This is a genomic window from Buchnera aphidicola (assembly GCF_900128725.1).
Taxonomy (GTDB): Bacteria; Pseudomonadota; Gammaproteobacteria; order Enterobacterales; family Enterobacteriaceae; genus Buchnera_F; species Buchnera_F aphidicola_K.
Map to the genome: position 1 here is coordinate 377,924 of NZ_LT667500.1, position 13,478 is coordinate 391,401.

Annotated in this window: 17 protein-coding genes, 1 tRNA gene and 2 rRNA genes; 2 read left to right on the forward strand and 18 right to left on the reverse strand. The window is 33.7% G+C overall.

The window, feature by feature from the left end; translation table 11 throughout:
- Positions 1–10 precede the first annotated feature (10 nt).
- The 5 genes from cspE to aroE all read right to left on the reverse strand — a co-directional run bounded on the left by cspE (position 11) and on the right by aroE (position 4,726).
- A complete protein-coding gene (cspE, locus tag CINFORN2912_RS01605; protein ID WP_025369112.1) occupies positions 11–220 on the reverse strand; it encodes a transcription antiterminator/RNA stability regulator CspE in 210 nt (69 codons plus the stop codon).
- Positions 221–449: 229 nt separating this feature from the next.
- A 5S ribosomal RNA gene (gene rrf / locus CINFORN2912_RS01610) occupies positions 450–565 on the reverse strand.
- A 35-nt stretch (positions 566–600) separates the two neighbouring features.
- Positions 601–3,533: ribosomal RNA gene (locus tag CINFORN2912_RS01615) — 23S ribosomal RNA — on the reverse strand.
- Positions 3,534–3,668: 135 nt separating this feature from the next.
- Positions 3,669–3,740 (reverse strand) — tRNA-Glu (locus tag CINFORN2912_RS01620).
- A 143-nt stretch (positions 3,741–3,883) separates the two neighbouring features.
- The gene (gene aroE / locus CINFORN2912_RS01625) at positions 3,884–4,726 is read right to left on the reverse strand and encodes a shikimate dehydrogenase (protein WP_172800927.1); all 843 of its coding nucleotides are present in this window, start codon (positions 4,724–4,726) and stop codon (positions 3,884–3,886) included.
- Between the two features lie 170 nt (positions 4,727–4,896).
- On the opposite strand from aroE, the gene def reads away from it, so the two are divergent.
- Together def and fmt are read left to right on the forward strand one after the other, a co-directional pair.
- Positions 4,897–5,346 (forward strand): peptide deformylase, encoded by a 450-nt coding sequence (gene def / locus CINFORN2912_RS01630; RefSeq protein WP_075434087.1) that lies wholly within the window; start codon positions 4,897–4,899, stop codon positions 5,344–5,346.
- Positions 5,347–5,384: 38 nt separating this feature from the next.
- The gene (fmt, locus tag CINFORN2912_RS01635; RefSeq protein WP_075434089.1) at positions 5,385–6,341 is read left to right on the forward strand and encodes a methionyl-tRNA formyltransferase; all 957 of its coding nucleotides are present in this window, start codon (positions 5,385–5,387) and stop codon (positions 6,339–6,341) included.
- 107 nt (positions 6,342–6,448) lie between these two features.
- Here fmt and rplQ read toward each other — a convergent pair whose 3' ends face one another.
- The 13 genes from rplQ to rpsH form a co-directional block, all read right to left on the reverse strand.
- Positions 6,449–6,811 carry a 50S ribosomal protein L17 gene (rplQ, locus tag CINFORN2912_RS01640; protein ID WP_075434091.1) on the reverse strand — a complete coding sequence of 121 codons (363 nt, stop codon included), beginning with the start codon at positions 6,809–6,811 and terminating at the stop codon, positions 6,449–6,451.
- A gap of 69 nt (positions 6,812–6,880) precedes the next feature.
- Positions 6,881–7,879: a DNA-directed RNA polymerase subunit alpha gene (locus CINFORN2912_RS01645; protein ID WP_075434093.1), complete on the reverse strand. Its 999-nt coding sequence runs from the start codon at positions 7,877–7,879 to the stop codon at positions 6,881–6,883.
- Positions 7,880–7,910: 31 nt separating this feature from the next.
- Positions 7,911–8,531: a 30S ribosomal protein S4 gene (rpsD, locus tag CINFORN2912_RS01650; protein WP_075434095.1), complete on the reverse strand. Its 621-nt coding sequence runs from the start codon at positions 8,529–8,531 to the stop codon at positions 7,911–7,913.
- Between the two features lie 30 nt (positions 8,532–8,561).
- Positions 8,562–8,957 (reverse strand): 30S ribosomal protein S11, encoded by a 396-nt coding sequence (rpsK, locus tag CINFORN2912_RS01655; protein WP_075434097.1) that lies wholly within the window; start codon positions 8,955–8,957, stop codon positions 8,562–8,564.
- A 21-nt stretch (positions 8,958–8,978) separates the two neighbouring features.
- A complete protein-coding gene (gene rpsM / locus CINFORN2912_RS01660; protein ID WP_075434099.1) occupies positions 8,979–9,338 on the reverse strand; it encodes a 30S ribosomal protein S13 in 360 nt (119 codons plus the stop codon).
- A 92-nt stretch (positions 9,339–9,430) separates the two neighbouring features.
- Positions 9,431–9,547: a 50S ribosomal protein L36 gene (gene rpmJ, locus CINFORN2912_RS01665; protein ID WP_075434101.1), complete on the reverse strand. Its 117-nt coding sequence runs from the start codon at positions 9,545–9,547 to the stop codon at positions 9,431–9,433.
- Positions 9,548–9,582: 35 nt separating this feature from the next.
- Positions 9,583–10,878, reverse strand: coding sequence for a preprotein translocase subunit SecY (gene secY / locus CINFORN2912_RS01670; RefSeq protein ID WP_075434103.1), 1,296 nt, complete (start codon positions 10,876–10,878; stop codon positions 9,583–9,585).
- Positions 10,879–10,920: 42 nt separating this feature from the next.
- Positions 10,921–11,367 carry a 50S ribosomal protein L15 gene (gene rplO / locus CINFORN2912_RS01675; protein ID WP_075434105.1) on the reverse strand — a complete coding sequence of 149 codons (447 nt, stop codon included), beginning with the start codon at positions 11,365–11,367 and terminating at the stop codon, positions 10,921–10,923.
- Complete coding sequence (gene rpmD, locus CINFORN2912_RS01680) at positions 11,358–11,552, reverse strand: 50S ribosomal protein L30 (RefSeq protein ID WP_075434106.1); 195 nt, start codon at positions 11,550–11,552, stop codon at positions 11,358–11,360. The genes rplO and rpmD overlap by 10 nt, the downstream gene beginning before the upstream one ends.
- Positions 11,553–11,567: 15 nt before the next feature.
- Positions 11,568–12,068 (reverse strand): 30S ribosomal protein S5, encoded by a 501-nt coding sequence (gene rpsE, locus CINFORN2912_RS01685; protein ID WP_075434108.1) that lies wholly within the window; start codon positions 12,066–12,068, stop codon positions 11,568–11,570.
- 21 nt (positions 12,069–12,089) lie between these two features.
- Positions 12,090–12,458: a 50S ribosomal protein L18 gene (gene rplR, locus CINFORN2912_RS01690; RefSeq protein WP_075434110.1), complete on the reverse strand. Its 369-nt coding sequence runs from the start codon at positions 12,456–12,458 to the stop codon at positions 12,090–12,092.
- 1 nt (position 12,459) lies between these two features.
- Positions 12,460–12,999 carry a 50S ribosomal protein L6 gene (gene rplF / locus CINFORN2912_RS01695; RefSeq protein WP_075434112.1) on the reverse strand — a complete coding sequence of 180 codons (540 nt, stop codon included), beginning with the start codon at positions 12,997–12,999 and terminating at the stop codon, positions 12,460–12,462.
- 33 nt (positions 13,000–13,032) lie between these two features.
- Positions 13,033–13,425 (reverse strand): 30S ribosomal protein S8, encoded by a 393-nt coding sequence (rpsH, locus tag CINFORN2912_RS01700; protein ID WP_075434114.1) that lies wholly within the window; start codon positions 13,423–13,425, stop codon positions 13,033–13,035.
- Positions 13,426–13,478 lie beyond the last annotated feature (53 nt).

Below are 13,478 nucleotides of genomic sequence, written 5' to 3' on the forward strand. Positions count from 1 at the left end.
TAAAACTTTTTTATAAACTTACAACATTAGCAGCTGATGGCCCTTTTGCGCCTTCGGTAATTTCGAATTCAACACTTTGACCTTCTGCCAAAGTTTTAAATCCGTTGCTTTGGATAGCAGAAAAATGAACAAAAACGTCTTTGCTTCCATCTTCAGGAGTAATGAAACCAAATCCTTTAGATTCATTAAACCATTTTACATTACCTTTAATCTTGGACATCTATATATTACCTTAGAGTGAAAATATAAACTAAAACTTATACCTACGGTTAATGCATTATTTATAAATAATATATCTAATATAGATCAATGCTATCCTTGATTAAGGTAGCAATTCTTTATTTGTAATACAATGTATCAATTAAATTAAAAAATTTAAAACACAATAGATATAAATACGAATATAAAAAATTTTAAATATGATAGAAAATAAAATTAAAAAAAACAATACCCGGCAATGTCCTACTCTCACACAAGGAGACCTTGCACTACCATCGGCGTTGAAACGTTTCACTTCTGAGTTCGGAATGGATTCAGGTGGTACCATAACACTATTGTTGCCGGGTCTTATTTTTTTTAGAAAAACACCTCTGGTGTTGTAAGGTTAAGCCTCTCGGGTCATTAGTACTAGTTAGCTAAACATATCACTATGCTTACACACCTAGCCTATCTACGTCGTAGTCTCCAACGTCCCTTCAGTAAATATATTTACATATATTTCAGGGAAAACTAATCTTGAGGTGAGTTTCGTGCTTATATGCTTTCAGCACTTATCTCTTCCGTATTTAGCTACCGGGCAGTGCCATTGGCATGACAACCCGAACACCAGGGATACGTCCACTTCGGTCCTCTCGTACTAGAAGCAGATCCTCTCAATTTTCCTACGCCCACGGCAGATAGGGACCGAACTGTCTCACGACGTTCTAAACCCAGCTCGCGTACCACTTTAAATGGCGAACAGCCATACCCTTGGGACCTGCTTCAGCCCCAGGATGTGATGAGCCGACATCGAGGTGCCAAACACCGCCGTCGATATGAACTCTTGGGCGGTATAAGCCTGTTATCCCCGGAGTACCTTTTATTTGTTGAGCGATGGCCTTTCCATACAGAAACCACCGGATCACTAAGACCTGCTTTCGCATCTGCTCGCGTTATCACGCTCGCAGTTAAACTGGCTTATGCCTTTGCACTAACCTTACGATGTCCAACCGTAATTAGCCAATCTTTGTACTCCTCCGTTACTCTTTGGGAGGAGACCGCCCCAGTCAAACTACCCACCAGACACTGTCTCTGCATCGGCTGACGACGCTAGATTAGAAAATCAATGTTTATAGGGTGGTATTTCAAGATTGACTCCATCAACACTAGCGCATTGACTTCTCTGTCTCCCACCTATCCTACACAATAAAAATCAACTCTCAATGTCAAGTTATAGTAAAGGTTCACGGGGTCTTTCCGTCTTGCCGCGGGTACACTGCATCTTCACAGCAAATTCAATTTCACTGAGTCCTGGATGGAGACAGCCTGGCCATCATTACGCCATTCGTGCAGGTCGGAACTTACCCGACAAGGAATTTCGCTACCTTAGGACCGTTATAGTTACGGCCGCCGTTTACCGGGGCTTCAGTCAAAAGCTTTAGGTTTCCCTTAACTCTATCAATTAACCTTCCGGCACCGGGCAGGCGTCACACCGTATACGTCCACTTTCGTGTTTGCACAGTGCTGTGTTTTTAATAAACAGTTGCAGCCAGCTGGTATCTGAGACTAACGTAAGCTTCAAAAGAAAATTTCTACACTTACATGTTAGCGTGCCTTCTCCCGAAGTTACGGCACTATTTTGCCTAGTTCCTTCATCCAGGTTCTCTCAAGCGCCTTAGTATACTCTACTTAACCACCTGTGTCGGTTTCGGGTACGATTCATGTCATACCTATATGCTTAGAGGATTTTCTTGGAAGCGTGGTATTAGTTACTTCATTATTTTTAAATAATTCGTATTCGTATCTTAGATTTTATATAAAAAATCGGATTTTCCTAATTTTTCATCCTACATACTTAAACCGAGACTACCAACCCTCGGATAACCTAACCTTCTTCGTCTCCACGTCGCGGTACAACTAAGTACTGGAATATTAACCAGTTTCCCATCGACTACGCCCTTCGGCCTCGCCTTAGGGGTCGACTTACCCTGCTCCGATTAACGTTGAACAGGAACCCTTGGTTTTTCGGCGAGCAGGTTTTTCACCTGCTTTATCGTTACTCATGTCAGCATTCGCACTTCTGATACCTCCAACATTTTTTACAAAACATCTTCACAGGCTTACAGAACGCTCCCCTACCCAATAATAAAAATCTTTATTGCCGTAGCTTCGGTGCATAATTTAGCCCCGTTATATCTTCCGCGCAGGCCGACTAGACCAGTGAGCTATTACGCTTTCTTTAAATGATGGCTGCTTCTAAGCCAACATCCTGGCTGTTTATGCCTTCCCACATCGTTTCCCACTTAATTATGACTTAGGGACCTTAGCTGACGGTCTGGGTTGTTTCCCTTTCCACAACGAACGTTAGCACCCGCTGTGTGTCTCCCGTGATAAAATTTTTCGGTATTCGGAGTTTGCGTTGATTTGGTAGGCCGGGATGGCCCCCTAGTCAAAACAGTGCTCTACCCCCGAAAATTAATACACGAGGCGCTACCTAAATAGCTTTCGGGGAGAACCAGCTATCTCCCGGTTTGATTGGCCTTTCACCCCTATCCACAAGTCATCCGCTGATTTTTCAACATCAGTCGGTTCGGTCCTCCAGTTAGTTTTACCCAACCTTCAACCTGCTCATGGATAGATCACCGGGTTTCGGGTCTGTATCTTGAAACTAAAAAAATATTCGCCCATTTAAGACTCGGTTTCCCTACGGCTCCCTTAACAGTTAACCTTGCTACAAGATACAAGTCGCTGACCCATTATACAAAAGGTACGCAGTCACTCTTCTAAAGTTCTAAAAGCTCCTACTGCTTGTACGTATTTGGTTTCAGGATCTATTTCACTCCCCTAACCGGGGTTCTTTTCGCCTTTCCCTTACGGTACTAGTTCACTATCGGTCATTCAGGAGTATTTAGCCTTAGAGGATGGTCCCCCTATCTTCAAACAAGATTTCTCGTGTCCCGTTCTACTTTTTGAATTCCGGAAAACAAATATTTCGTGTACAGGACTATCACCTTGTATCGTAAGCTTTTCCAAACTTTTCTACTATAAATGTTTTCTTTTCTAATTCTAGGCTTTTCCCAGTTCGCTCGCCGCTACTGTGGGAATCTCAATTGATTTCTTTTCCTCAAGGTACTTAGATGTTTCAGTTCTCTTGGTTTGCTTTATTAGCCTATTTATTCAGCTAATAATGACTTTTGAATGTCAGGTTTCCCCATTCGGAAATCACCGGTTAATATCGCTTCATATCAGCTCACCGATGCTTATCGCAGATTAGCACGTCCTTCTTCGCCTCTGAATGCCAAGGCATCCACCAAATACGCTTATTACGCTTAACCTTACAACCCACAGGTGTTTTTCTAAATTTTCAATCATATCCAAATTTTTAAAGAACGTTACTATTTATCTTTTTTTCAGTTACAAAACAATTATAACATATTTTTTTCTTTAGTACACAAAAATATTTTTAATTTTGTCCCCTAGGGGATTTGAACCCCTGTTGCCGCCGTGAAAGGGCGATGTCCTAACCACTAGACGAAGAGGACGATAAAAAATAACAATAAACATTAATTTTTAATGTTACAGAATCAATAGAAAGTGTCAAGTGTTTTTTTTAAATTTTTTAAATTATTTACAATAAGAAGCTCTATAAAACGAGAATCTGGATGAATTTTCTTAATTTAATAATTTAAAACATTAATTTTAATTTATTAAAAGTTTTATTAATATCCGGTAATACTCCGAACCAAAACAAACACGAATATGCAGCTTGAGCTACCAACATTCCAAATCCATCAGAAATATTTGTGCTTCCTAAATTTTTACAAACCAATAAAAAAGGGGTCAATGATTGTGTACGTGAGTACGAAATATCGTAACATATAGTCTTAGGAGTAACTACGTATTTAGGAAAAAAAGGAGATTGATTATATAACCCGCACGAAGTTGCGTTTATCAAAATATCAAATTCATATTTATTTAAACGATCTGAAAAAACAGAAATTTTTCCAAAATGTGTAAATTTTTTTATTAAATCAACCGACTTGTCAAGTGTTCGATTTAAAATAACTACAGAACATTGTTCTTTTAATAAATGATATATAATTGAATGCGCTACACCACCGGCACCTAATAACAATACTTTAGAGTATTTTTTTATATATTTTAAGCGTTTTAAATCATAAATTAGCCCTATTCCATCCGTATTATCTCCTAAAATATTAGAATCTATACTTTTCTTTAAGGTATTTGTAGAATTAGAAATTTTTGCGCGCTTAGAGTATTGATGAAGCGCATGAAATGCTAATTTTTTAAAAGGTACGGTTACATTACATCCAAATCCGCCGCATTGAAAAAATTTTTTTATTTCAATAAAAAAATTTGATTTAGTACACAAAAACAAGTTATAATTGTAATTTATTTTTATTTCTTTTGAAAAAATATTATGTATTAAAGGAGATAAAGAGTGTTTAACAGGATTGCCGAATAAACCAATAGAATATATTTTTTTTTTGACAACATAATTTTTCATAAAAACCCTTAAAAATAATAATATTACTACCTCAATTAACATTGAAGATAAATAAATAAAAATGTTTATAGTTCGTCATATATATATATCAAAATATATATGAAACTCTTATTGTGTTTAAACCATATACAATCCAAATCACCTATTCACTAATATGCAGATTAGTCTTTATGTCTATTCATAAAATATTACAATTTCCAGACTATCGGTTACGTTTAAAATCAAAACCAATAAAAAAAATTAATCATAAAATTATTAAAATAATATATGAGATGTTTAACACCATGTATGCCAATAACGGGATAGGGCTAGCCGCTCCTCAGATTAATATACGAAAACAAATCATTGTTATTAGCGCCTTAACTCCTCACCATCCAGAGCTCATCTTAATAAACCCCATTATCTTAAAAAAAAGTCATAAATATATACACACTACAGAAGGATGTTTGTCTGTGCCGAAAAAAACAGCTAAAGTTAATCGATCAAGCTACATCAGGATAAAAGCTATAAATAACATCGGAAATACCTTTATCTTAGAAGCACGCTCTCTTCTGTCTATTTGCATACAACATGAAATTGATCATTTAATCGGAAAATTATTTATAGATTATCTCACTTAGCATTAACTTATTTATTAAATAATTTAATACATTAAAATATGTCAAAAAAAATATCAAAAATTGTTTTTGCCGGAAGTAATGATTTTGCATTAGCGCATTTAGAGTCATTACTTAATTCTAAATATATTATATCAGCAGTATTAACTAAACCAGATAACTTGTATTGTAAAAAAAGAGAAAATTGTTTTTCTCTTATTAAAAAGTATGCTATAAAAAATTATATAACACTATTACAGCCTAAAAATTTATTTAATGAAATATTCTATTCTTCTCTTAAACAAATCAATGCAGATATATTAATAGTATCATCGTATGGAAATAAAATACCCAAAAAAATTTTAAAAATATTTCCATTCGGAGGAATCAATATTCATGCATCCTTACTACCCAGATGGAAAGGAGCGGCTCCAATTCAATGGGCCATTTTATCAGGAGATAAAAAAACAGGAGTTAGCGTAATAAAAATGAATTCTCGAATTGATTCGGGAAAAATAATATATACGCTCTCTTGCCCCATTAGTCAACTAGATAATACCATTACTTTGAGCGCAAAATTAATTCCAATTTCACTACAATGTATGTATCAATCTTTACAAATCATAGACAACCCGTATATTATAAATTACCAAAAACAAAATAAAATTCTTGAAAAACAAGCTCCTAAAATTAAAAAAAAAGATTCAATAATTTCCTGGTCTCATTCAGTCATTCAGATAGATCGATTAATTAGAGCATTTGTATCTTGGCCATGTTGTCAATTTTTAATCAATAAACTGTATGTCAAAATTAAAAAAGCATCTATTTTTTCTGTAAAAAAACATGATTTTCAATGCGGAGAAATTATCGAAGTAAATAAAACTGGAATACAAATAAATACTGGAAAAGGAATATTAAGAATAGAAAAAATAAAAATACCAGGAAAAAAAACTTTACACATCAGCCAAATACTACACGCAAAGAAAAAAATATTTGTTAAAAAAGCTATATTAAAATAATAGAAAATAAATATATTATAAAAACTTCGTAGTTAACAAGAACGGCATAAAAATGCCGTTTTATTAAACTAAAACATTAAAAAAAAGTTTATATCTTTTAACAATATTTAAACATTTCTACCAACTAATTCTACAAAGGCTAAAGGAGCGTGATCACCTTTTCTAAAACCGCACTTCAAGATACGTAAATACCCACCAGGACGAGAATAAAAAAAAGGCCCTAATTCATGAAATAACTTTTTTACCGAATAAATATCGCGGACACGAGAAAATACTAATCTACGGTTAGATATCGTATCATACTTAGATCGTGTAATCAGGGGCTCAAAAAAACGACGTAGCTCTTTTGCTTTCGGCAAAGTAGTTGTTATATGTTCATACTTAATTAATGAACATATCATGTTTTTGAACATAGCTTTCAAATGACTTCGCGTTTTATTTAATAACCGCCCTGTTTTTCTATGTCTCATACTTTTATGTCCTTAAAAACTTTATAATACCAGTATAGAATATTAAAAAAATAATAAACAATATCTTAATTATAAGATTTTATCTTCTAAAAGAACTTTAGGAGGCCAATTGATTAACTGCATACCTAATGAAAGATTTCTAGTCGCTAATATATCCTTAATTTCAGTCAATGATTTTTTTCCTAAGTTTGGCGTTTTAAGTAATTCTACTTCAGTTTTTTGAACTAAATCACCAATATAATGAATACTTTCGGCCTTCAAACAATTAGCGGAGCGTACAGTTAATTCTAAGTCATCTACTGGTCTGAGTAGGATTGGTTCAAATTCTGGTTTTTCTTCTTTGACTTCTACTGCACGGCATCCCCTCAAGTCTACAAACGATTCTAGTTGTTCTGCGAGGATAGTAGCTGCTTTTCTGATTGCTTCTTCTGGATTAATAGTCCCGTTTGTTTGCATATCTATAATCAACTTATCTAAATCTGTTCGCTGCTCTACTCTAGCCGCCTCGACGTGATAAATAATACGATCAATTGGGCTGTAGGACACATCTAAAAATAATTTTCCTACAATAGAGTTTTCCGCATTAACCCCTTGTCTAGATTTCGCTATGACATACCCTCGGCCTCGTTCTACCTTCATTCTCATATCTAAAAGAATATCAGGAGACGTAATATGACAAATAACATGTTTTAAGTTTATGATTTCAGTAGAAGCATCATGATCAATATCTTCAGCTAGTACTGGGCCGATACCTCTTTTTTTTAAGTATAATATTGCTTCATCTTTCTCAAATAATTTAATTGATAAACCTTTCAAATTTAACAATATATCTAATATGTCTTCTTGAACTCCTTCTTTATGCATATATTCATGCAATATTCCACGAATTTCTACCTCAGTAATAGCACACCCAGACATGGAAGATAGTAAAATTCTTCTCAAAGCATTTCCTAAAGTATGCCCAAAACCACGCTCTAAAGGCTCCAAAATAATCTTGGAACGAGTAGAGCTAATTTTTTCAATATTTACTAATCTGGGTTTTAAAAAATCTTCTACAAAAACGGACATTATTGTTCTCTCTAAATATGTAAAACCTTATTTACTTAGAATATAATTCCACGATTAAGTGTTCATTAATGTCAGCAGATAAGTCATCACGCTCTAGAGCACGTATAAAACACCCTTCCATCATTGAATAATCAACACTTAACCAACTAGATTCCTCTCGTTGCTTCATAATTTCTATAGCTGCTTTAACTCTTAATTGCTTCTGAGATTTTTTACTAACAGATATTTTATCATTAATAGACACCTGGAAAGAAGGTATATTCACCAACCTATCATTAACTAAAATAGATTTATGGCTAATTAATTGACGCGATTCTGAGCGAGTAGCTCCAAAACCTATACGATAAACAATGTTATCAAGACGCTTCTCTAACAAAAATAATAAATTTTGCCCCGTATTCCCTTTCAATTTAGATGCTTTTTTGTAATAATTATGAAACTGTCTTTCGAGTATCCCGTACAAACGACGTAATTTTTGTTTTTCACGTAACTGTTTAGCGTACTCTGATAAACGTAATCGACGAGATCCATGTTGACCTGGAGCTTGATCAATCTTACATTTAGAATCAATAGACCGGACGCCTGACTTTAAGAATAAATCCGAACCTTCTCTTCGGCTTAATTTTAATTTAGGACCCAAATATCTTGCCATATTTATATGTCTCCTATTTATTTAAACTAGTTACACTCTACGTTTTTTCGGAGGGCGGCATCCATTGTGAGGAATCGGTGTAACATCTCTAATATTTGTGATGCGAAAACCAAAAGAATTTAATGCTCGAATAGTAGATTCGCGACCCGGACCCGGACCTTTAACCATAATTTCTAAGTTTTTGATCCCATACTCTTTTACGCGTTCTGCGCATTTTTCTGCCGCTATTTGCGCAGCAAAAGGCGTTGATTTTCTTGAACCTCGAAAACCAGATCCTCCAGAAGTTGCCCAACTTAATGTATTTCCCTGACGATCAGTAATCGTGACAATTGTATTATTAAAAGATGCATGAATATAAGCAATTCCATCTAAAATTTGCTTTTTAACACGCTTCTTAACATAGCGAGTAGCGATTTTTTTTGACATAATCGATTATTATTATCCTCATTATCTACTTTTTATTAATTTTCTAGGACCCTTACATGTTCGCGCATTGGTTTTTGTTCTTTGCCCTCTAGCCGGAAGATGTTTTCGATGACGCACCCCGCGGTAACAATTAATATCTATTAATCGCTTAATATTAATAGTTTTTTCTCTACGCAAATCCCCCTCTACAACGAGCTTAGAAATCGTTATTCTCAAAGTTTCCAATTGTTTTTCGTCTAATTCTTTTACCTTGACGTGATGCCTAATACCTGAAACAATGCAAATTTTTCGAGATAAAGACACACCAATGCCATAAATATCTGTTAATGCAATTAATACATGCTTATGATCAGGAATATTAATTCCAGAAATTCTGGTCACAAATATTACTCCGTTGCTTAGAATAAAAACCATCATAGATGGTAAATTATTAAAGAAATTTAATTATTATAAAAACATATAGTTGACATTTTCTATCCTTGTCTTTGCTTATGCTTAGGATCATTGCTACAAATTACGCGAATAACATTACTTCGACGTATAATCTTACAACTACGACATAAACGTTTTACCGATGCACGAACTTTCATACAATCTCCAAAAAAATATAGAATACATATTCTAATTAACTTCTTGAGTATAGATTAGCTTTTTTCAATATCTTTTTATATTGTGTAGACATCATGAGCGTTTGCGCTTGCGCTATAAATTCCATTAATACTGCTACAATAATTAATAAAGAAGTTCCGCCAAAGTAAAATGGAACCTTTAAAAAAGAGCGCATAATATTTGGAAGTAAACATAAAAAAACAGTATATATAGCACCTAAAGCAGTTAACCTAGACACGATTTTGTTAATATATTCTGCAGTTTTTATTCCAGGACGGATTCCGGGTACAAAAGCTCCCGATTTTTTCAAATTAGTAGAAGTCTCATTAACATCAAAAACCACTCCAGTATAAAAAAAACAAAAAAATATTATTAATCCAGCGTTTGCCACGATAGAAATACTGCTATGTAGTTGAAAAAAAAGAAATAATCTATTAAAAAGAATAGAGTTACCAAAAATATAACGATAATAAGCAAAGATAAGTGATGCTAATAAAACACAGCTAGATGAAAAAATTACCGGTACTACTCCAGCCATATTTAACTTTAAAGGTAAATAGCTATTATGAGCGGAATACATTCGCATTCCCTGTTGACGTCTAGCGTAACAAACAACAATTTTTCTCTGACTGCGTTCTATAAAAACAACTATAAATGTTACAAAAAAGATGATGAATAAAATTGAAAGAATATATAAAACATTAAAATGATTTTTGCGTATGATCTCTAACGTTTGTGTACACGAAAGAGGTAAATTCGAAACTATTCCAGAACAAACAATTAAAGAAACTCCATTTCCCAAACCTTTTTCGGTAATAAATTCTCCTAACCACATTAAAAAAACGGTGCCAGTTACTAAACTAGTGATTGCGCTTGTATAAAAATATCTATCCGGACACAGGATAATATCCTTCATTCCAGAAAGGGAAGGCAAGCTAACTACAACACCAATAGACTGAATAAGTGAGATAAAAAATGCCATATATTTAGTATACTGGCTCAATTTTTTTTTTCCAGCAGTTCCATCTTGCTTTAGAGCAATAAAATGAGGAATGATTAACGTAAAGAGCTGGATAATAATAGAAGCGGATATATAAGGCATCACTCCCAGAGCAAAAATCGATGCTCGATTTAAGGAACCCCCTGACAACATATTAAATGTTGATAAAAAAGAACTATGATTCTGAAAAATAACTTTTTTTAAAACTTCAGCATTAATACCAGGAATTGGAATAAAAGAACCTATACGAAAAATAACAATGGACACTAAAACTAAAAAAATTCTTTTTTGTAAATTATATAATGTAGACATAGTATGCGTTCTATTAAAAATAAATTGTTTAAAAGTATATAATTATTTTTTTAAAGTTTTAACCGTCCCTCCAACTAACTCAATACATAATCGAGCCCCCTTGGTCACAAATAATCCCGAAATTACTATCGGTTGATTAATACATCCAATTTTAATAATTTTAACATATTTAATACTTTTTTTAATTAAATTTATTTTCCTTAAAGCTTCTAAATTTATAATTTTTTTAGACGGAAAAACATTTAATTCAAATAATCGAATTTCATCCGTGATTTTTTTTTTCTTAGATACAAAGCCAAATTTTGGAATTCTTCGATATAACGGAGTTTGCCCACCTTCAAAGCTATTACGAATTTTTCCTCCTGATCTAGATTTTTGGCCTTTATGCCCTCTTCCTCCTGTTTTTCCTAGTCCCGAACCAATACCTCGACATATGCGTTTTTTTGTTTTCTTTAAATACATAGCATTTGATAATGAATTTAAATACACGGTTTATCCCTTACCTGAATTGATATCATATAAGATACTTTTCTAATCATACCGCGAATAGCTGCAGTATCTTTCCGTTTAACAGAATCTCCGATATGACGTAAACCTAAACCATTCATAGTAGCTATATGTTTAGGTAAACGACCAATTTGACTTTTTATTTGTGTGATAAAAATCGTTCTCATAAATTACCTTCTTTATCAGTTTAAAATTTCTTCTATAGACTTTCCACGTTTTTTAGCAATCATTTTTGGCGATCGAATTTTTTTTAAACCATTAATGGTTGCTCGAACTACATTAATAGGATTGGTAGATCCATATATTTTTGCTAAAATATTTTGAATACCCGCTACTTCTAAAACAGATCTCATAGCCCCTCCAGCAATAATGCCAGTTCCTTCTGATGCAGGCTTCATAAATACATTAGAGCCAGTATGACGGCCAACAATAGAGTGCTGTATCGTTTGTTGGCACAAAGGTATTAAAATCATATTTTTTCTCGCTTTCTCCATGGCTTTCTGGATAGCGGCAGGAACTTCACGCGCTTTGCCGTATCCAAAACCAATTTTTCCATTACCGTTGCCTACCACAGTTAAAGCGGTAAAAGAAAAAATCCTACCTCCTTTTACTGTTTTTGAAACCCTATTAACAGAAATTAATTTTTCTTTTAAATCCGTAGATGCTTTTTTATCAAAATTCATGTATACCTCCATTTCTCATTTTTAAAAAACCAAACCTGATATACGCGCCGATTCAGCTAATTCTTTAACTCGACCATGGTACTGGAAACCAGAGCGATCAAAAGAAACAACCTTAATGCCTTTTTCTAAGGCTCTTCTAGAAATTAGCTGACCTACTAATTTTGCAGAAATTTTGTTTCCAGTATATGCGCTTGTTATTTTTAGTTTCTTAAATTCCAAAGTCGAAGCAACGACCAACACTTTAGCTGTTTGGTACGAAATAATTTGGGCATAAATATGCCTAGAAGATCGATGAACTACTAAACGGAATTCTCGACTGCTATGTATTTTTTTGCGTATTTTGGTATAACGCCGAATGCGAGAATCTTTTTTTTTTATTTTTCCTTTCATGCTACTTCTTTTTCGCCTCTTTAATCCGAACTATTTCATTTAAATAACGAATACCTTTTCCTTTATAGGGTTCCGGAATACGATAAGAACGTATATTAGCCGCTACCTGCCCTACAAGTTGTTTATCTATACCCGTCAAAATAATCTCGTTTTGAGGTAAAAGAGATACATTTACAGATTTTGGAAGTTCATAGTAAATAGGGTGTGAAAAACCTAAATATAATTTTAGGATACCTGGATTTTCTATTGTAGCACGATAACCAATACCTAATAAATTTAATTGTTTTTTAAACCCTGCAGTTACCCCTATAATCATGCTATTAATGACGGAACGACAAGTACCTGCTTGCATCCAACCATAAGAACCAGAAAAATGATTATGTGAAAAAAATAAAACACCTTCTTGTTGAACAATTTTAACACATACATGTATTTTACGCTGTAATGAACCTAAAGGACCACTAATAATGACCTCTAAGTTATTAATATTTACTGTTACATTTTTGGGAATCGTTATCGATGACTTAGCAACACGAGACATTTTTAACTTCCTCTATTCTTATGAATAATAATATTAATCTACATAACATATAATTTCTCCACCTAATCCCTTTTTTTTTGCCAAGCGATCGGTCATCACTCCTCGAGAAGTAGATATAACGGCAATGCCTAGATGGTTCATGACATCAGGTAAGCTGTATTTATTGCAATATTGGCGCAAACTCGGTCGACTAGCTCTGGAAATATGTTCTATGACTGCTTTTCCTTCAAAATATTTTAAAAAAATTTTTAAAGTTAAATGACCTTCTCGTTGAACACAATAATTATAAATATATCCTTCATATTTCAATACTTTTATAATATTTTCTTTCATCTTAGAAAAAGGAACAATTACAAAAATTTTATTGGAATTTTGACCATTACGTATACAAGTCAACATATCTGCTATTGGGTCTTGCATGCTCATAAAATATCCTATTTTTAATAAAATTAAAATTATATTAAGACGCTTATTCAGGG